This is a genomic window from Pseudomonas sp. A34-9, from assembly GCF_029543085.1.
Classification (GTDB): domain Bacteria; phylum Pseudomonadota; class Gammaproteobacteria; order Pseudomonadales; family Pseudomonadaceae; genus Aquipseudomonas.
Genome location: NZ_CP119967.1, coordinates 2201201 through 2219321, shown reverse-complemented (window position 1 = coordinate 2219321; position 18121 = coordinate 2201201). Strand labels below are relative to the sequence as shown.

General features: G+C 59.9%; 17 protein-coding genes. 10 read left to right on the top strand and 7 right to left on the bottom strand.

Going from position 1 to position 18121, the window contains the following annotated elements; all coding sequences use genetic code 11:
• On the top strand, positions 1 to 186 hold the full coding sequence (locus tag P3G59_RS09925; RefSeq protein ID WP_003175465.1) for a CcoQ/FixQ family Cbb3-type cytochrome c oxidase assembly chaperone: 186 nt from the start codon (positions 1 to 3) through the stop codon (positions 184 to 186).
• Entirely contained in the window at positions 183 to 1166 is a 984-nt protein-coding gene (ccoP, locus tag P3G59_RS09920) for a cytochrome-c oxidase, cbb3-type subunit III (protein WP_277761379.1), read from the top strand. Before P3G59_RS09925 ends, ccoP begins: the two co-directional genes overlap by 4 nt.
• Before the next feature lie 404 nt (positions 1167 to 1570).
• Here the strand turns inward: ccoP and P3G59_RS09915 are convergent, their stop codons facing one another.
• Positions 1571 to 2575 (bottom strand): metallophosphoesterase, encoded by a 1005-nt coding sequence (locus tag P3G59_RS09915; protein ID WP_277761378.1) that lies wholly within the window; start codon positions 2573 to 2575, stop codon positions 1571 to 1573.
• 541 nt (positions 2576 to 3116) lie between these two features.
• Between P3G59_RS09915 and ccoG the strand changes: the two genes are divergently transcribed.
• The 6 genes from ccoG to hemN all read left to right on the top strand — a co-directional run bounded on the left by ccoG (position 3117) and on the right by hemN (position 10212).
• The gene (gene ccoG / locus P3G59_RS09910; RefSeq protein ID WP_277761377.1) at positions 3117 to 4532 is read left to right on the top strand and encodes a cytochrome c oxidase accessory protein CcoG; all 1416 of its coding nucleotides are present in this window, start codon (positions 3117 to 3119) and stop codon (positions 4530 to 4532) included.
• Positions 4533 to 4543: 11 nt separating this feature from the next.
• On the top strand, positions 4544 to 5083 hold the full coding sequence (locus P3G59_RS09905) for a FixH family protein (protein ID WP_034152840.1): 540 nt from the start codon (positions 4544 to 4546) through the stop codon (positions 5081 to 5083).
• A gap of 212 nt (positions 5084 to 5295) precedes the next feature.
• A complete protein-coding gene (locus tag P3G59_RS09900; RefSeq protein WP_277761376.1) occupies positions 5296 to 7746 on the top strand; it encodes a heavy metal translocating P-type ATPase in 2451 nt (816 codons plus the stop codon).
• A 24-nt stretch (positions 7747 to 7770) separates the two neighbouring features.
• Positions 7771 to 7983 carry a cbb3-type cytochrome oxidase assembly protein CcoS gene (ccoS, locus tag P3G59_RS09895; protein ID WP_123448575.1) on the top strand — a complete coding sequence of 71 codons (213 nt, stop codon included), beginning with the start codon at positions 7771 to 7773 and terminating at the stop codon, positions 7981 to 7983.
• Positions 7976 to 8659, top strand: a complete 684-nt coding sequence (locus P3G59_RS09890) for a sulfite exporter TauE/SafE family protein (RefSeq protein WP_065259711.1) — start codon at positions 7976 to 7978, stop codon at positions 8657 to 8659. The genes ccoS and P3G59_RS09890 overlap by 8 nt, the downstream gene beginning before the upstream one ends.
• 170 nt (positions 8660 to 8829) lie before the next feature.
• The gene (gene hemN / locus P3G59_RS09885) at positions 8830 to 10212 is read left to right on the top strand and encodes an oxygen-independent coproporphyrinogen III oxidase (protein ID WP_277761375.1); all 1383 of its coding nucleotides are present in this window, start codon (positions 8830 to 8832) and stop codon (positions 10210 to 10212) included.
• Here hemN and P3G59_RS09880 read toward each other — a convergent pair.
• Positions 10209 to 10691: a hypothetical protein gene (locus P3G59_RS09880; protein WP_277761374.1), complete on the bottom strand. Its 483-nt coding sequence runs from the start codon at positions 10689 to 10691 to the stop codon at positions 10209 to 10211. The genes hemN and P3G59_RS09880 overlap by 4 nt on opposite strands.
• Positions 10692 to 10845: 154 nt before the next feature.
• On the opposite strand from P3G59_RS09880, the gene fnr reads away from it, so the two are divergent.
• Positions 10846 to 11580: a fumarate/nitrate reduction transcriptional regulator Fnr gene (gene fnr / locus P3G59_RS09875; RefSeq protein ID WP_007918332.1), complete on the top strand. Its 735-nt coding sequence runs from the start codon at positions 10846 to 10848 to the stop codon at positions 11578 to 11580.
• Between the two features lie 78 nt (positions 11581 to 11658).
• Entirely contained in the window at positions 11659 to 12207 is a 549-nt protein-coding gene (locus tag P3G59_RS09870; RefSeq protein WP_027921719.1) for an adenine phosphoribosyltransferase, read from the top strand.
• A gap of 90 nt (positions 12208 to 12297) precedes the next feature.
• Here P3G59_RS09870 and P3G59_RS09865 read toward each other — a convergent pair whose 3' ends face one another.
• The 5 genes from P3G59_RS09865 to dnaX all read right to left on the bottom strand — a co-directional run bounded on the left by P3G59_RS09865 (position 12298) and on the right by dnaX (position 18107).
• Entirely contained in the window at positions 12298 to 13446 is a 1149-nt protein-coding gene (locus P3G59_RS09865) for an acyl-CoA dehydrogenase family protein (protein ID WP_277761373.1), read from the bottom strand.
• Positions 13447 to 13603: 157 nt separating this feature from the next.
• Positions 13604 to 14206 carry a recombination mediator RecR gene (gene recR / locus P3G59_RS09860; protein ID WP_007918335.1) on the bottom strand — a complete coding sequence of 201 codons (603 nt, stop codon included), beginning with the start codon at positions 14204 to 14206 and terminating at the stop codon, positions 13604 to 13606.
• Positions 14207 to 14272: 66 nt separating this feature from the next.
• Entirely contained in the window at positions 14273 to 15307 is a 1035-nt protein-coding gene (locus tag P3G59_RS09855) for an NADP-dependent oxidoreductase (protein ID WP_277761372.1), read from the bottom strand.
• Between the two features lie 287 nt (positions 15308 to 15594).
• Complete coding sequence (locus P3G59_RS09850) at positions 15595 to 15933, bottom strand: YbaB/EbfC family nucleoid-associated protein (protein WP_016984747.1); 339 nt, start codon at positions 15931 to 15933, stop codon at positions 15595 to 15597.
• A gap of 68 nt (positions 15934 to 16001) precedes the next feature.
• Positions 16002 to 18107, bottom strand: a complete 2106-nt coding sequence (gene dnaX / locus P3G59_RS09845) for a DNA polymerase III subunit gamma/tau (protein WP_277761371.1) — start codon at positions 18105 to 18107, stop codon at positions 16002 to 16004.
• Positions 18108 to 18121 lie beyond the last annotated feature (14 nt).

Genomic DNA, 18121 nt, shown 5'->3' with positions numbered 1-18121 from the left:
ATGGATATCGGGATGATTCGTGGCCTGGGCACCGTTGTTGTGATGGTGGCCTTCATCGGTCTGGCGTTGTGGGTGTTCAGCCCCAAGCGCAAGTCGGAGTTTGAAGACGCGACCTTGTTGCCTTTTGCGGATGATCCCGAAGCCATCAAGCACGTCGAGCAAGCTTCTAGGAGTAACAAAGAATGACTACATTCTGGAGTCTGTACGTCACAGTCCTCAGTCTCGGTACGATCTTTTCCCTGACCTGGCTGCTGCTGTCGACCCGCAAGGGCCAGCGCAGCGAACAGACGGACGAGACCGTCGGGCACTCCTTCGACGGGATCGAGGAGTACGACAACCCACTGCCGAAATGGTGGTTCATGCTGTTCGTCGGCACCATCGTTTTTGCCCTGGGTTACCTGGTGCTGTACCCGGGTCTGGGCAACTGGAAAGGTCTGCTGCCGGGCTACAACTACCTCGATAACGACAAGCAGACCGCGTTCGCCAACGGCCAGACCGGCTGGACCGGCGTGCACGAGTGGGAAAAGGAAATGGCTCGCTCGGACGCCAAGTTCGGTCCGATCTTCGCCAAGTTCGCGGCCATGCCAATCGAAGAAGTCGCCAAGGATCCGCAAGCACTGAAGATGGGTGGCCGCCTGTTCGCCTCCAACTGCTCGGTCTGCCACGGTTCCGACGCCAAGGGCGCCTACGGTTTTCCTAACCTGACCGACGCCGACTGGCGCTGGGGCGGCGAGCCGGAAACCATCAAGACCACCATCATGGGCGGTCGCCACGCGGTAATGCCGGCCTGGGCTGAAGTCATTGGCGAGCAAGGCGTTGCCGATGTCGCGGCATTCGTCGTGACCCAACTCGACGGCCGCAAGCTGCCGGAAGATACCAAGGCTGACCCGGCCAACGGCCAGAAACTGTTCGCCGCCAACTGCGTGGCGTGCCACGGTCCGGAAGGCAAAGGCACCCCGGCCATGGGCGCGCCTAACCTGACCCACCCGGCTGCGTTCATCTACGGCTCGAGCTTCGCGCAATTGCAGCAGACCATCCGTTACGGCCGCCAGGGCCAGATGCCAGCGCAGGAACAATTGCAAGGCAACGATAAGGTTCACCTGCTGGCGGCGTATGTTTACAGCCTGTCCCACGGTGAAAAAGCACCGGAAGCGAACGCCGAGTAAGGCCAACGCTTGAAGCAAAAAAAGGCCCCGCCAATATTGATTGGCGGGGCCTTTTTTCATCCTGGCATTCACGACTTGAAACGTTTGCTCAATAGACCTGAGGAACGGTGCCTTGTAAGTTTTCCCCACCCCGATGAGCTGCATCGGGCCAACCTTCAAGGATGAAGCCTACATGCCAAAGAATGACCAAAGCACACTGCCAAATCAGCCTCAACCCCGACCTGGCGATGAAGCAAAACCCGCACAATCGCCTGTACAACCCGCACATTCCAATACGGCAAATACCTTGAGCAACCCAGGTAACGGTGGCGGTCTTGACGGCCTCGGCGGCGGCAGATTGCCCTGACAGGGGCAACCGCCAATCACTAATCGCAAAAGCCCCGCCACATCAATGGCGGGTTTTTTTATGGTTTGTTGGCAAAGATTGAATGCACCGGCGTGGTATCGATCAGCGTTCGATTGCGCCACTGATTGTCCTTCACCAGATAGACCTGCAACTGCTTGCGGTCCTCGGTAAAGCTGGCAGTCAGATAGGTTTGCTGAGACGTACTGCCACTCAGATACATCGGCACGCTCCCCTCCCAGTAGGCATCACCGCCGTCTTTATGCAAATGACCGGCAAAGATGGCCGTCACCTGATATTTGTTGACCATGTCACTAAAGCGTCTCTGTTGTGCCTGATTACCCTTATGCTTAAACGGTTTATGCATGTTGATGATGATGGCGTAACCACTTACCCGGGCCAGTCTGAGGTCCGTTTCGAGCCAGTCCAGTGCATCGTTGATTTCAAACGTCGTCGGGTTCAGTGGATGAGAGATCCGTGTGGTGTAAGTCGGCTCGTTATTGAGCTGCACCATATGAACTTCGCCTATATTTTTAGAATAGGCGAGACTGCCGGAGTACGTCTTGCCGAGAAATCCACCGCTGATATTCAGATCAAAGCTGTCCACCTTGCCTTCATGATGTTCCTTGAATTCGACGATACTTCCCGTCGCACAGCTATTGGTAAAACAATCATCAACATTGTTTTCATAATCATGATTACCCAAACCGTACAAGTACTCACCCTTAAAGTGCTTGTACAACATATCCTTCATAAAAGACCGCTGCCAGCCACGACCAAAAGCGGTTATATCACCATTGATCATCAGCGGCACCTGGGCTTGCGAACCATGTTGGTTTCTGAAATCAGCAATACTCGCAAGCTGACTGTCGACCAGCCACTTGGAGCGAACTTCGAATTCCGAGTCGGATTCGGGATCACGGTTATCGGTCTTGTCGGTCCAGGGATATTGAGTATCCGAGGCAAACACCATGTGTTTCGGGGTGCCAGTCATTGCGTGAGCGGAGGCAAGCGAAGCCCATAAACAAACGCCCAGCACAATGCTTGCAAACTTATTAAAAGTCATACTTGAAATTCCATTTAAATTAATCAAATAAACGCGAACAAGTTTTCGCGAAAACAGAACTTATTAGAAAAAACAGAAAACTTCAAAGCACCCATTCAGAACAATCAAGTGGATATATTTCAGGCACAAAAAAATCACAACAAGCCCTGATGCAAAAAGCAATGTTTAAAGTTGCGCCTTGAACTATTCATTTCGATAACTCCTGCAGTTGAAAACCTGAAGATGGCATCGTCCGTGCCCGCCACCCTCAACTCGGTCCAGTTTTTTCAAGGCTTGCAGTGGCATTAGCGTCGAACCGATCCCCCCTGAACAACGATGGATTAGCCGCTACGCCAAAACCGTCCATACTCAACAAGTCAATTGACCTGCATCAGGCTTTGCTGCATTCGCTACACCATTCAGGTTTTTTACCCAACGCGACCAAAGGTCGCACCCTTGAGCCAGAGCGACCGGCGTATCATTGCGCCACTGCTACGCCCCTTTTTGACCTTGGTTGGCACGTATCGACCGAGGCATTTTTCCACTGCCGTGGGATGCAATGATGAGCAATCAGATTCCGGTACACGACGTCACACCACCGAGCAAAAACGCGAACAACAGCGTTGACCTTTACGCCTCCAGAGAAAAAATCTACACCCGTGCCTTCACCGGCCTGTTCCGCAATCTGCGCATGATGGGCGGCGCCGCCTTGTTCCTGCTGTATTTCGGCACGGTCTGGCTGAACTGGGGTGGCCATCAGGCCGTGTGGTGGAATTTGCCGGAGCGCAAGTTTTTCATCTTCGGCGCGACCTTCTGGCCGCAGGATTTCATTCTGCTGTCGGGCCTGCTGATCATCGCCGCCTTCGGCCTGTTCTTCATTACCGTGTATGCCGGGCGCGTCTGGTGCGGTTACACCTGCCCGCAAAGCGTGTGGACGTGGATTTTCATGTGGTGCGAGAAGGTCACCGAAGGCGACCGCAACCAGCGCATCAAGCTCGACAAGGCGCCGATGAGCGCCAACAAGTTGCTGCGCAAAGCCGCCAAACACTCGATGTGGCTGCTGATCGGTTTCGTCACCGGCATAACCTTCGTCGGCTATTTCTCGCCGATCCGCGAACTGGTCTTTGAGTTCTTCACAGGCCAGGCGGATGGCTGGTCGTATTTCTGGGTCGGCTTCTTCACCCTCGCCACCTACGGCAACGCCGGCTGGTTGCGCGAGCAGGTGTGCATTTACATGTGTCCGTATGCACGCTTCCAGAGCGTGATGTTCGACAAGGACACGCTGATCGTTTCCTACGACCCGCGTCGCGGTGAAAGCCGAGGCCCGCGCAAGAAAGGCGTCGATTACAAGGCTCTGGGCCTGGGCGACTGTATCGATTGCACCATGTGCGTGCAGGTCTGCCCGACCGGTATCGACATCCGCGATGGTCTGCAAATCGAGTGCATCGGCTGCGCCGCGTGTATCGACGCCTGCGACAGCATCATGGACAAAATGGAGTACCCGCGCGGGCTGATCAGCTACACCACCGAACACAACCTGTCGGGGCAGAAAACCCATAAACTGCGCCCGCGCCTGATCGGCTATGCCGTGGTGTTGCTGGCAATGATCAGCCTGTTGGTCAGCGCATTCTTCATGCGCTCGCTGGTCGGTTTCGACGTCAGCAAGGACCGCGTGCTGTACCGCGAAAATGCTGAAGGCCGGATCGAAAACGTCTACAGCCTGAAGATCATGAACAAGGACCAGCGCGACCATACCTATGTGCTGGAAGCCAGCGGTTTGCCGGACCTGCGCCTGCAAGGCAAGCGCGAGATCAAAGTCGCGGCCGGCGACATCGTCAGCATGCCGGTCGAGTTGTCGAGCGCGCCGGAACAACTGCCGTCGAGCACCAACGAGGTGAAATTCCGCCTCAAGGATGCCGATGACGACAGCGTCCACGTTGAAGCCAAGAGCCGATTCATCGGCCCACAAATCCGTTGAGAGAACTGAACATGCCCGCAGCAAACGCCGCAAGTCCCTGGTACAAGCACCTTTGGCCATGGATCATCATCGGGATTCTGGCCTGTTCGGTGACCCTGACCCTGTCCATGGTGACCATCGCGGTGAACAACCCGGACAACCTGGTCAACGACAACTACTACGAGGCCGGCAAAGGCATCAACCGTTCGCTGGACCGTGAACTGTTGGCGCAGAATCTGAAGATGCGCGCTGCCGTGCATCTGGATGACGTCACTGGCGAAGTGGATTTGCGTTTGAGCGGCGACAGTCAGCCGAAAACGCTGGAACTGAACCTGATCTCGCCGACGCAGCCGGAGAAGGATCGCAAGATTGTCCTGACTCGCAGCGAGAGCGAAACCGGGCGCTACATTGGTCAACTCGGCGATAAAGTTGAAGGTCGTCGCTTTGTCGAATTGCTGGGCAGTCAGGATGATCATGTCTGGCGCATGTTCGAAGAAGAACTGGTCAGCCATGACAAGGATCTGTTGCTGGGTGATGAACCGCTGCAAGGCGCGGAAGATCTGAAGAAGTAAACAACTTCAAAAGCCCCTCACCCTAGCCCTCTCCCAGAGGGAGAGGGGACTGATCTCGAGTGCTTGCGCGCTTTGTGTATGGCTTTGAAGATTGCGGCGACTGAACCTGTTTTTCCGGCTCACACCGATCGGCTCCCTCTCCCTCAGGGAGAGGGCTGGGGTGAGGGCAAGCGGACAACCCCCATACAAGGGCTTACCCCCTCAACGATGCCATGACCACCCCACTCCCCTGCTACCACTGCGCCCTGCCCGTCCCTTCCGGCAGCCGCTTCACCGCTGTCGTACTCGGGCAATCGCGCGAATTCTGCTGCCCGGGCTGTCAGGCCGTGGCTGAAGCCATCGTCGCCGGTGGTCTGGAAAGCTATTACCAACACCGCAGCGAAGCGTCAGCCAACCCTGAAGCATTGCCGGTGCAACTGACCGACGAACTGGCGCTGTACGACCGCGCCGATGTGCAGCAACCCTTCGTCCGCCACGAAGGCGATCTGGCCGAAACCACGCTGTTGATGGAAGGCATCAGTTGCGCCGCGTGCGGCTGGCTGATCGAAAAGCACCTGCGCACGCTGCCCGCCGTGGCCGAAGCACGCCTGAATCTATCCAACCATCGCCTGCACGTGCGCTGGGCCGACGCGCAACTGCCGCTGAGCCAGATCCTCGCCGAGCTACGCCAGATCGGTTATGCCGCCCACCCGTATCAGGCCGATCGCGCCAGCGAACAACTGGCCAGCGAAAACCGCCTCGCCCTGCGCCAGCTCGGCGTGGCCGGTTTGCTGTGGTTTCAGGCGATGATGGCAACCATGGCCACTTGGCCGGAGTTCAATATCGACCTCAGCCCGGAGCTGCACACAATCCTGCGCTGGGTCGCACTGTTCCTGACCACGCCGATCGTGTTCTACAGTTGCGCGCCGTTCTTCAAAGGCGCAATGCGCGATCTGCGCACGCGCCACCTGACCATGGATGTCTCGGTGTCACTGGCGATCGGCAGTGCCTACATCGCCGGGATCTGGACGTCGATCACCGGCGTCGGCGAGTTGTATTTCGACGCGGTCGGGATGTTTGCGCTGTTCCTGCTGGCCGGGCGCTATCTGGAGCGTCGTGCCCGCGAGCGCACTGCCGCCGCGACGGCGCAACTGGTCAATCTGCTGCCGCCGTCGTGCCTGCGTCTTGATGCAGCCGGCCAGAGCGAACGCATCCTGCTCAACGAGCTACGCCTCGGCGACCGGATTCTGGTGCAGGCGGGCTCGATCCTGCCGGCGGATGGCAAGATCATCGACGGCCAGTCGAGCATCGACGAATCACTGCTGACCGGCGAATACCTGCCACAACCCCGCGTGCCCGGCGATGCAGTCACCGCTGGCACGCTCAACGTCGAGGGCGCGCTGACCGTGGAAGTGCAGGCGCTGGGGCAAGACACGCGCCTGTCGGCCATTGTCCGTCTGCTCGACCGCGCCCAGGCAGAAAAACCGCGACTGGCGGAAATCGCCGACCGCGCCGCGCAATGGTTCCTGCTGTTATCACTGATCGCCGCAGCCGCCATTGGCCTGCTGTGGTGGGAGCTGGATTCATCCCGGGCGTTCTGGATCGTCCTTGCCATGCTGGTCGCCACCTGTCCGTGTGCCCTGTCGCTGGCGACACCAACCGCGCTAACTGCCGCCACCGGCACCCTGCACAAACTCGGCTTGTTGCTGACCCGTGGCCATGTGCTGGAAGGCCTGAATCAGATCGACACAGTGATCTTCGACAAGACTGGCACCCTCACCGAAGGACGACTGGTGCTGCGCTCGATTCGCCCCCTTGGCGCGTGCGACAGCGAGCAATGCCTGAGCCTCGCCGCCGCCCTGGAAAACCGTTCGGAGCACCCGCTTGCCCGCGCCTTCGGCCGTGCGCCGCTGGCCGCTGAAGACGTCCACAGCACGCCGGGGCTTGGCCTCGAAGGGCTGGTCGGCGGGCAGCGCTTGCGCATTGGCCAGACGGAATTTGTCTGCGCCCTGAGCGGCGCTACGGCGCCGTCGATGCCGGACGAGGCGGGCCAATGGTTGCTGCTCGGCGACACTCAAGGGCCGCTGGCCTGGTTCGTCCTCGATGATCGCCTGCGCGACGATGCCCCTGCCCTGCTCGCCGCCTGCAAGGCACGCGGCTGGCGCACATTGCTGTTGTCCGGCGACAGCTCGCCGATGGTCGCCAGCGTTGCCGCTGAACTCGGTATCGACGAAGCCCGTGGTGGCTTGCGCCCGGATGACAAACTGCAAGTCCTGCAGCAACTGCACAAGGAAGGTCGCAAAGTGCTGATGCTCGGCGACGGCGTCAATGATGTGCCGGTGCTCGCGGCGGCCGACATCAGTGTGGCCATGGGTTCGGCCACCGATCTGGCGAAAACCAGTGCTGATGCGGTGCTGCTGTCCAACCGCCTCGACGCGCTGGTCCAGGCTTTCACGCTGGCGCGCCGCACCCGTCGGGTAATCATCGAGAACCTGCTGTGGGCGGCGCTGTACAATGGCCTCATGTTGCCGTTCGCCGCCCTCGGCTGGATCACTCCGGTGTGGGCTGCCGTCGGCATGTCGATCAGTTCGCTGACCGTGGTGCTCAATGCCTTGCGCCTGACTCGCTTGCCGAGTCCGCCGCCCGCCAGCACCCGATCGCAAACCCGCCCGCTGCCGGCCTGAGCCGCGCGGGCGTCTGGAGTACAGATGCCAGCTCTCTACGTGATGATTCCGGCCGCGCTGCTGATCGTGGCCATCGCCGTGTACATCTTTTTCTGGGCGGTGGACAGCGGTCAGTACGACGACCTGGACGGCCCGGCGCACAGCATCCTCTTCGACGATCAGGATCCGAACCACACGGCGGCGGTGGACGAAGCCAACCCCAAAAAACCGGACGACAAGGCGCCACCCCATGCTTGAACTGGCGCCCTTGCTGGTATCGGCATTGATCCTCGGCCTGCTCGGTGGCGGTCATTGTCTGGGCATGTGCGGCGGTTTGATGGGTGCGCTGACCCTGGCGATTCCCAAGGAACAGCGCAGCCGCCGCTTTCGTTTGCTGCTGGCGTATAACCTTGGGCGGATTCTCAGTTATGCCACGGCGGGCTTGCTGATCGGGCTCGCGGGGTGGGCGGTGGCGAACAGTCCGGCGGCGCTGTTCATGCGTGTGTTGGCCGGGTTGTTGTTGATTGCCATGGGTTTGTATCTGGCCGGCTGGTGGAGCGGGCTGACGCGCATTGAAAGTCTGGGGCGCGGGCTGTGGCGCTATATCCAGCCAGTGGCGAACCGATTGCTGCCGGTGTCGAGTTTGCCTCGCGCGCTATTGCTTGGCGCGTTGTGGGGCTGGCTGCCGTGCGGACTGGTTTACAGCACGCTGTTGTGGAGCGCGAGTCAGGGCAATGCGCTGGACAGTGCGTTGTTGATGCTGGCGTTTGGGCTCGGCACCTGGCCAGTGTTGCTCGCCACAGGTCTTGCGGCAGAACGCGTCACCGCCCTTTTGCGCAAACGCAGCGTGCGCATGGCCGGTGGATTGCTGGTGATTCTGTTTGGCCTCTGGACCCTGCCCGGCCCACATCAGCATTGGCTGATGGGCCATTAAAAGCAAAAGATCGCAGCCTTCGGCAGCTCCTACATCGAAATGCGATCCCCTGTAGGAGCTGCCGCAGGCTGCGATCTTTTGATCTTATGCTGTTGATGCAAATCAACAGCCCCATGGCCGCACCCCGATAGACTCGCTCACACTGCCAGCCTATCCGGGGGAATGCCCGCATGCTCGACGCCATTCGTTGGGACACCGATTTGATCCGCCGCTACGACCTGGCGGGGCCGCGCTACACCTCTTATCCGACCGCTGTGCAATTTCACAGTCAGGTCGGCACTTTCGACCTGTTCCATGCCCTGCGCGACAGCCGCAAATCCCTGCGGCCGTTGTCGCTGTATGTGCATGTGCCGTTCTGCGCGAACATCTGCTACTACTGCGCCTGCAACAAGGTCATCACCAAGGATCGCGGCCGCGCGCTGCCGTACTTGCAGCGCCTGGAGCAGGAAATCCAGTTGATCGCCTGCCACCTCGATCCGGCACAGAAAGTCGAGCAACTGCACTTTGGCGGCGGCACCCCGACCTTTCTCAGCCATGACGAACTGCGTCAGCTGATGGCGCACCTGCGCAAGCATTTCAATCTGCTGGAGGACGATTCCGGCGACTACGGTATCGAGATCGACCCGCGCGAAGCCGACTGGTCGACCATGGGCCTGCTGCGCGAACTCGGCTTCAACCGGGTCAGCATCGGCCTGCAAGACCTCGATCCGGCGGTGCAGCGCGCGGTCAATCGCCTGCAAAGTCTGGAGGAAACCCGCGCGGTGATCGATGCCGCGCGCACCCTGCAATTTCGCTCGATCAATATCGACTTGATTTACGGCTTGCCCAAGCAGACCCCGGAAAACTTCGCCCGCACCGTCGAGGAAGTCATCAGCCTGCAACCGGACAGGCTCTCGGTGTTCAACTATGCGCACCTGCCGGAGCGCTTCATGCCGCAGCGGCGGATCAATGGCAATGAGTTGCCGGCGCCTGCGCAGAAGCTGGAAATGCTCGAGCGCACCATCGAACAGCTCACCGCCGCCGGCTATCGCTACATCGGCATGGATCACTTCGCTTTGCCTGATGATGAGCTGGCCATTGCCCAGGAAGAGGAAACTCTTCAACGCAACTTCCAGGGTTACACCACGCACGGTCATTGCGACTTGATCGGCCTGGGCGTGTCGGCCATCAGCCAGATCGGTGACCTGTACTGCCAGAACAGCAGCGACCTCAACGCGTACCAGAACACCCTCGCCGCCGCGCAACTCGCGACCAGCCGGGGCTTGGTGTGCAACGCCGATGATCGTCTGCGGCGTGCGGTGATTCAGCAACTGATCTGCAATTTCAGCCTGGAATTTGCCGCGATCGAGCAGCAGTTCAACATCGACTTTCAGGGTTACTTCGGCGCACTGTGGCCGCAGCTGCAAGGCATGGCCAGCGATGGTTTGATCGAACTCGGTCGCGAGCGGATTGAAGTGTTGCCGGCGGGACGTTTGCTGGTGCGATCGGTGTGCATGGTGTTCGATGCGTATCTGGAACAGCAGAACCGCCAGCGTTTTTCGCGGGTGATTTAGTTTTTCATCAGCAGCGAACCGACTTTCATATTCTGATCCGCCGTCAGGCCCGACTGCCCCACCACTTTGGACAAGGCCAGGTTGGCGGTGATCAGACCCGTATTCAATGCGGCAATGGCGCCGCGCAGAGCAGCGACCTTATTGATCTTTTCTTCAATGGAAAGGCGTTTGTCGGCCATGACCGCTTCGATGAGCGCCTTTTTCTCGGCAATCTGCTTTTGCAGCTTGCGGATCATTTTCAGCAATTGCTGGATGTTCTCAGGCAGCCCGCTGTCGTCGATGTCACTGTTTTTGCCACCGACACCGGCGGACTTTTCGATCGATGCACCGGACAGCGACACTTTGACGCCCTCGACCAAGGTCGGGGTTGCCTCTTCGCTCGAACCTGGTTCGCGGGCATTGCCCGACGCAGTTTTAAACGCTTCCGGCACGGCCGCAACATCGCTGCTACCGGGGCCCAGCGTGCCAATAGCGGTCATCGAATCGTTCCTTGTATGCATGTTGATACCTGTTTATCGGCTGCCGGCCCTGCGGCTTTATGGCTGTAGGGCAAAGTCGCCTCAGACTGGCCTGAATGTCCTCCCGTGGGTTACCCTTACGGCTTATGTGTGTTTTCCCACAAGGATTTAAGAAATGTCCGAGCCAGTTAAACTGCGCGCTCACAACCAGGCCCATTGCAAGGATTGCAGCCTGGCCCCTCTCTGCCTGCCACTTTCTCTGAATCTGGAAGACATGGATGCGCTGGACGAAATCGTTAAACGCGGCCGCCCGTTGAAAAAGGGCGAGTTCCTGTTCCGCCAGGGCGACACGTTCGATTCCGTTTATGCAGTACGCTCCGGCGCCCTGAAGACCTTCAGCCTGAGCGACAGCGGCGAAGAACAGCTCACCGGTTTCCACCTGCCGAGCGAACTGGTCGGCCTGTCTGGCATGGACACCGAGAAACACCCGGTCTCCGCCCAGGCACTGGAAACCACCTCGGTCTGCGAAATCCCTTTTGAACGCCTCGATGAGCTGGCCCTGCAACTGCCGCAGCTGCGCCGCCAGTTGATGCGCGTGATGAGCCGGGAAATCCGCGATGACCAGCAAATGATGTTGCTGCTGTCGAAGAAAACCGCCGACGAGCGCATCGCCACGTTTCTGGTCAACCTCTCGGCACGCTTCCGCGCTCGCGGTTTTTCCGCCAATCAGTTCCGCCTGAGCATGTCGCGCAATGAAATCGGCAACTACCTCGGTCTGGCGGTAGAAACCGTGTCCCGGGTGTTCACCCGTTTCCAGCAGAACGAACTGATCGCCGCCGAAGGCAAGGAGATTCATATCCTCGACCCGATCCAGCTCTGCGCGCTGGCCGGTGGCTCGATCGAAGGCTGATCTCGATCCGCGGTTGAGCGAAGCGTTTCAGCCGCGGGTATACTGCGCCGTTTGCAGCCCTGCCAGGACACCTCGACGATGGTCTTCGACTCCTTCGACATCAAATCGCTTATCCGCCCAGTGATCGACTTCCCGAAACCGGGCGTGATCTTTCGCGACATCACCCCGCTGTTTCAATCGCCAACGGCGCTGCGCTTGGTGATGGACAGTTTCGCCCACCGCTATGTGGAAGCCGATTTCACCCATATCGGCGCAATGGATGCGCGCGGTTTCCTGATCGGCTCGGTGCTGGCCTATCAGTTGAACAAGCCGCTGGTGCTGTTCCGCAAGCAAGGTAAATTGCCGGCAGACGTGCTGGCCGAAGGTTACGCGACCGAGTACGGCGAAGCGTTTCTGGAAGTGCACGCCGACAGCCTGTGCGAAGGCGATTCGGTGGTGATGTTCGATGACTTGATCGCCACGGGCGGCACGCTGATTGCGGCGGCCAATCTGATTCGCCGCATGGGCGCGCGGGTGCATGAGGCGGCAGCGATTATTGATTTGCCGGAATTGGGTGGGTCGCAGCGTCTTGAGGACATGGGCATCCCGACGTTCTGCCTGACGCAGTTTGCGTTGACTGATAAATAATCAAGATCAAGAGATCGCAGCCTTCGGCAGCTCCTACATTGGGATGTGCGTTTCCCTGTAGGAGCTGCCGAAGGCTGCGATCTTTTGACTTTAAAGCCCCATCTGCTTGCTGATGATCTCGTTCATCACCTCCCGCGTCCCGCCGCCAATCGACAAGATGCGGTTATCCCGATACAGCCGCTCCACCAGACTCTCGCGCATGTAACCCAGGCCGCCGAGAATCTGCACCGCCTCCGTGGTGATCCGGTCCGAGGTGTCCGTGGCAAAGTTCTTCGCCATGGAAATCTCCTTGATCACACTCTGCCCCGCCGCCATTTTCGCCGCTTGCCGGTAAGTGAACTCCCGCGAGACCTCCAGCGCCGTGGCCATCTCGGCGAGACGATGCTTGATCACCTGAAACTTGCCGATCGGCTTGCCGAACGCTTGGCGCTCGCGTGCCCATTTCAGGCTTTCTTCCAGTGCAAGCTGCGCGGTCATGTTGGCCATCAATGCCAACGCCAGCCGCTCGCTCTGAAAGTTGCCCATGATGCAGGCGAAGCCCATGTTCTCGGCGCCGATCAGATTGCCCACAGGCACCCGGCAATCGTCGAAGAACAATTCAGCGGTGTCCGACGCCCACCAGCCCATTTTTTTCAACTGACGGCCAACGGTGAAGCCCGGCGTGCCCTTTTCGATCAACAACAGACTGATGCCGGCGAAACCCGGCGCACCGGTGCGCACCGCGACGGTGTAGTAATCGGCGCGCACGCCACTGGTAATAAAGGTTTTGCTGCCGCTGACGCGATACACATCGCCGTCGCGCACGGCACGGGTTTGCAGGTTGGCGACGTCGGAGCCGCCGCCGGGTTCGGTGACCGCCAGGGCGCTGATCCTTTCGCCGCTGAGCACTTGCGGCACAACGCGATCACGCACTTCGGGGCGCGCCCATTTGACGATCGGTGGCAGACCGATATCCAGCGACCCCAGCCCCGCGACCAGGCCGCCAGAGCCGCAGCGCATCAACTCCTCACTGGCGGCAACCTTGGCGAACAGATCGCCTTCATGGCTGCCACCCAGCGCTTCGGGGTAACCGATGCCGAGAATGCCGGCCGCGCCGGCCTTCAGGTACAGCTCACGGGGGAAGCTCTCGGCTTCTTCCCACTGGTCAATGTCGGGCAGGATCTCGCGCTCGACGAAGCGTCTGACGCTGTCGCGGACCATTTGGTGGCTGGGGTCGAAGTATTCCTGAAAGGCAGGCATGGGCGAGCTCCACGGAAGGGTTCGCCGAACTTAACCGAGCGCTTGCTTGGTTTACAAGATGCAGAAGATCAAAAGATCGCAGCCTTCGGCAGCTCCTACATTGGAAATACGCGTTTCCCTGTAGGAGCTGCCGAAGGCTGCGATCTTTTGATTTTTATCAGAGAGAAATCGGTTTACGCCCGGCAAACGAATGCGCCAGCGTGCCACCATCGACCAGCTCCAGCTCGCCACCCAACGGCACGCCGTGGGCAATCCGCGAAGCGATCAGGCCTTTGTTGCTCAGCAGCTGCGCGATGTAATGCGCCGTCGCCTCACCTTCCACGGTCGGGTTGGTCGCAAGGATGACTTCGGTAAACGTGCCGGCCTCTTCGATGCGCGTCATCAACTGCGGAATACCGATCGCCTCAGGCCCCAGACCATCGAGCGGCGACAAATGCCCCTTGAGCACGAAATAGCGGCCACGGAAGCCGGTCTGCTCGACCGCATACACGTCCATCGGTCCTTCCACCACGCAGAGCAACGTGTCGTCACGGCGTGTATCGGCGCATTGCGGGCACAAATCGTCTTCGGTCAGCGTGCGGCACTGGCGGCAGTGGCCGACCCCCTCCATGGCCTGGCTCAGGGCCTGGGCCAGACGCAAGCCACCGCTGCGGTCACGCTCGAGCATCTGCAACGCCATGCGCTGAGCGGTTTTCTGACCCACGCCCGGCAAGGTGCGCAGCGCGTCGATCAGTTGGCGAATCAAAGGGCTGAAGCTCATGGGTAAAAAGTCCGACAAAACAACGAGACGCGGTTTATACCCGCGCCTCTGGCCAGCGTCAAATACTCAGTCCTGCGCAACCCGCACCACCAGTTTGCCGAAATTGCGCCCCTCCAGCAGACCGATGAAAGCTTCGGGCGCCTGCTCCAGGCCTTCGACCACGTCCTCGCGGAATTTCACCTTGCCGTCGCGCACCCACGGCACCATGTGGCTGATGAATTCCGGCTGACGATCGCCGTAGTCGTCGAACACGATAAAGCCCTGAATACGCACACGCTTGGTCAACAGTGTGCGTTGCAGCAGCGGCAGGCGATCCGGGCCTTGCGGTGCTTCGGAGGCGTTGTAACCGGCGATCAGGCCACACAGCGGAATCCGCGCCTTGGGGTTGAGCAACGGCATCACGGCATCGAACACATGACCGCCGACGTTCTCGTAGTAGATGTCGATGCCATTGGGGCAAGCCTTGGCCAACTGTTCAGCGAAATCCGCAGCCTTGTGATCGATGCAGGCGTCAAAACCCAGTTCTTCGACCACGTACTTGCACTTCTCCGCCCCGCCGGCCACACCGACAGTGCGCAGGCCTTTGATCTTGGCCACCTGGCCGACCACCGAGCCCACCGCTCCGGATGCAGCGGCTACAACTAGCGTTTCGCCTTCCTTAGGTTGACCGATGTCCATCAAACCCATGTACGCGGTCATGCCCGGCATGCCCAACACACCCAGCGCCATCGACGGGCTCGGCAGCCCGGCAGGGATCGGGATGATGTTGCGGCCGTCGCTGATGCTGTGGCTCTGCCAACCGGTGGCCCCAACCACCAGATCGCCTTTGTGAAACTTCGGATGACGCGAGTCCTCAACACGGCTGACTGCGCCGCCGGTCATCACTTCACCGATTTGCACCGGCGCGGCGTAGGACGGCGCGTCACTCATGCGTCCGCGCATGTAGGGGTCCAGCGACAGGTAGAGGGTTTTCAGCAGCACCTCACCGTCCGCAAGATCCGGCAGCGCTTCGCGTTCGAGACGGAAGTTTTCCGGGGTCGGCGCTCCGACCGGGCGTGAGGCGAGGACGAAACGTTGGTTGAGCGTGAGAGGGTCGGACATGTCAGCGTCTCCTGTGAAGTGTGAATTCAGCGGGTATAGGGAGCAGACCGTTGAGGCTTTTGCGCGTTCGATGTTTATTCAGGTGACGGGAATTGATCGTTCCCATGCTCTGCGTGGGAATGCCTCAACGGGCGCTTAGCGTTCGGCTCTGGACTTGGGACGCGGAGCGTCCCGGGCTGCATTCCCACGCAGAGCGTGGGAACGATCAGTCAACGATCAGGCAGAAACAAAAATGCCAGGCGCGATGCCTGGCATTTTGTGTAGCTCATCTGCCGCCGATTGGCGAATCAGAATGGCAGTTTCATACCGGCTGGCAGGTTCATGCCGGCGGTCATGTTGCCCATTTTATCCTGGCTGTTCTTTTCGATCTTGCGCACAGCGTCATTGACGGCGGAAGCGATCACCGCCTCCAGCATCTCTTTGTCGTCTTCGCTCATGCCTTCAACCAGGCTAGGGTCGATGCTGACGCTCTTCACGTCGTGACGACCGGTCATCACCACGGTGACCATATCGCCGCCGGCCTTACCGGTGACTTCGGCGTTGGCCAGTTCTTCCTGCATCTTGGCCATCTTTTCCTGCATCTGCTGCGCCTGCTTCATCAGGCCGGCCATGCCACCTTTCATCATGGGAATCACCTCAAAAGTACTTGGATCAAAACAGCGCCCGGCGAAGATTAGCCGAGCACCTTCAGTTATTAGCCTTGGGCGACCAAGGCATCGACAGGTTCAATAGTATCGTGTCGCACCACCGCGCCGAACTGCTGAACCATCTGCTGGATGAACGGATCGCCGTGAATCGACTCCTCCGCCTCGCGCTGACGGTTGGCACGCCGACGGGACGCGGCCTGGGCCGGGGTTTCCTGCTCGGGCTTGATCAGTTCGATGGTCAGGCCCAGCGTGCGGCCGTGGAACTGATTCAACGCATCGTTCAGACGCCGCTGTTGCGTAGCGTTGAACAGCGCGCTGTGCGCCGGATCGAGGTGCATCAGCCAATGATCGCCATCGACCGCAATCAGCGTGCAGTTGGCGGCAATGCTGCCGGTCATGCCGGAGATCGGCAGTTTCGGGAACAGCTCCAGCCATTGCAGCGCCAGACCTGTGGCTGGTGCCGCAGCCGGTTCCGGCTCGGGTTCCGGGGCAGGCTCGGCGGCGTGCTCACTGGCCAGTTCGTCGAGGTAGCTGTAAGCCGAATCCATGTCCGGCTCGATGTAATCCTCGTCCAGCGGCGGCTCGTCGTCCAGATCCATGCCCGGTGTGGCGGCATCGACGTCGGCAACCGACGGCTCGGGAATCGGTGCGGCAGCCCACTCAGGCGCCTCCGGGACGACGCTGTCCGGGGTCGGCAGCGGCATCGGCGGCAACTCGGGTTGCTCGGCGGTGGTTTCCAGCACGGGCTCGACGGCAGGTTGCTGCGCGGGCTCGGGCTCAGGTTCCACCGGATCGTTCCACGGCAGGTCGACCACTGCTTCGACGGCAACTGGCTCAGGTACTGGTACTGGTACTGGTTCTGGCGCAGGTTGCGGCTCAGCCGCGACCACAGGCTCGGCAACCGGTGCCGGCGCAACCACAGGAGTTGGCGCTGGTGTTAGTATCGGCACAACAGCCGCAGCGACTACCGGCGCAGGTTTGGGCGCGGCAGCCACGGAGTTTGCGGAATCAACTGTGGCCTGGCTGATCCCCACTGGCTTTAGCGGCTGCCTCGGGGCGTCCGCCGTATCCGCGGGCCGGAAGGCCAGCATCCGCAGCAGGACCATTTCGAAACCGCCGCGTGGATCCGGTGCCAGCGGCAAATCGCGGCGACCGATCAAGCCCATCTGGTAATAGAACTGCACGTCTTCGGCCGGCAAGGCTTGCGCCAGTGCCAGCACGCGATCGCGGTCGCCATGGCCGTTGTCGACACCTTCCGGCAACGCCTGAGCGATGGCCACGCGGTGCAGCACATTGAGAATTTCCGAGAGCACGCCATTCCAGTCCGGGCCTTGCTCGGCCAGATGACGCACGGCTTCGAGCAACGCCTTGGCGTCGCCTTCGATCAATGAATGCAGGACGTCGTAGACCTGACCGTGATCCAGCGTGCCGAGCATCGCCCGCACGTCGGTGGCCAGCACCTTGCCTTCACCGAAAGCGATCGCCTGATCGGTCAGGCTCATGGCATCACGCATCGAACCATCAGCAGCGCGACCGAGCAGCCACAGGGCATCGTCTTCGAACGGCACGTTTTCGGCAGTGAGAACGTGGGTCAAATGCTCGACCACACGCTCAGGCGTCATGTTCTTCAGCGAGAACTGCAGGCAGCGCGACAAAATCGTTGCCGGAAGTTTCTGCGGGTCGGTGGTCGCCAGGATGAACTTGACGTACGGCGGCGGTTCTTCGAGGGTTTTCAGCAGCGCATTGAAGGAATGGCTGGAGAGCATGTGCACTTCGTCGATCAGATAGACCTTGAAGCGCCCACGGCTCGGCGCGTACTGCACGTTGTCGAGCAGTTCGCGGGTGTCTTCGACCTTGGTGCGGCTCGCGGCGTCGATCTCGATCAGGTCGACGAATCGGCCCTCGTCGATTTCCCGGCACACCGAGCACTCGCCGCACGGGCTGGAAGTGATACCTGTTTCACAGTTCAGGCATTTGGCAATGATCCGCGCAATCGTGGTTTTACCCACCCCGCGCGTACCGGTGAACAGGTACGCGTGGTGCAGCCGCTGGCTGTCCAAGGCATTGATCAGAGCCTTGAGCACATGGGTCTGGCCGACCATTTCGCGGAACGAGCGCGGACGCCATTTACGTGCAAGAACCTGATAACTCATCGAAAACCGTCGCA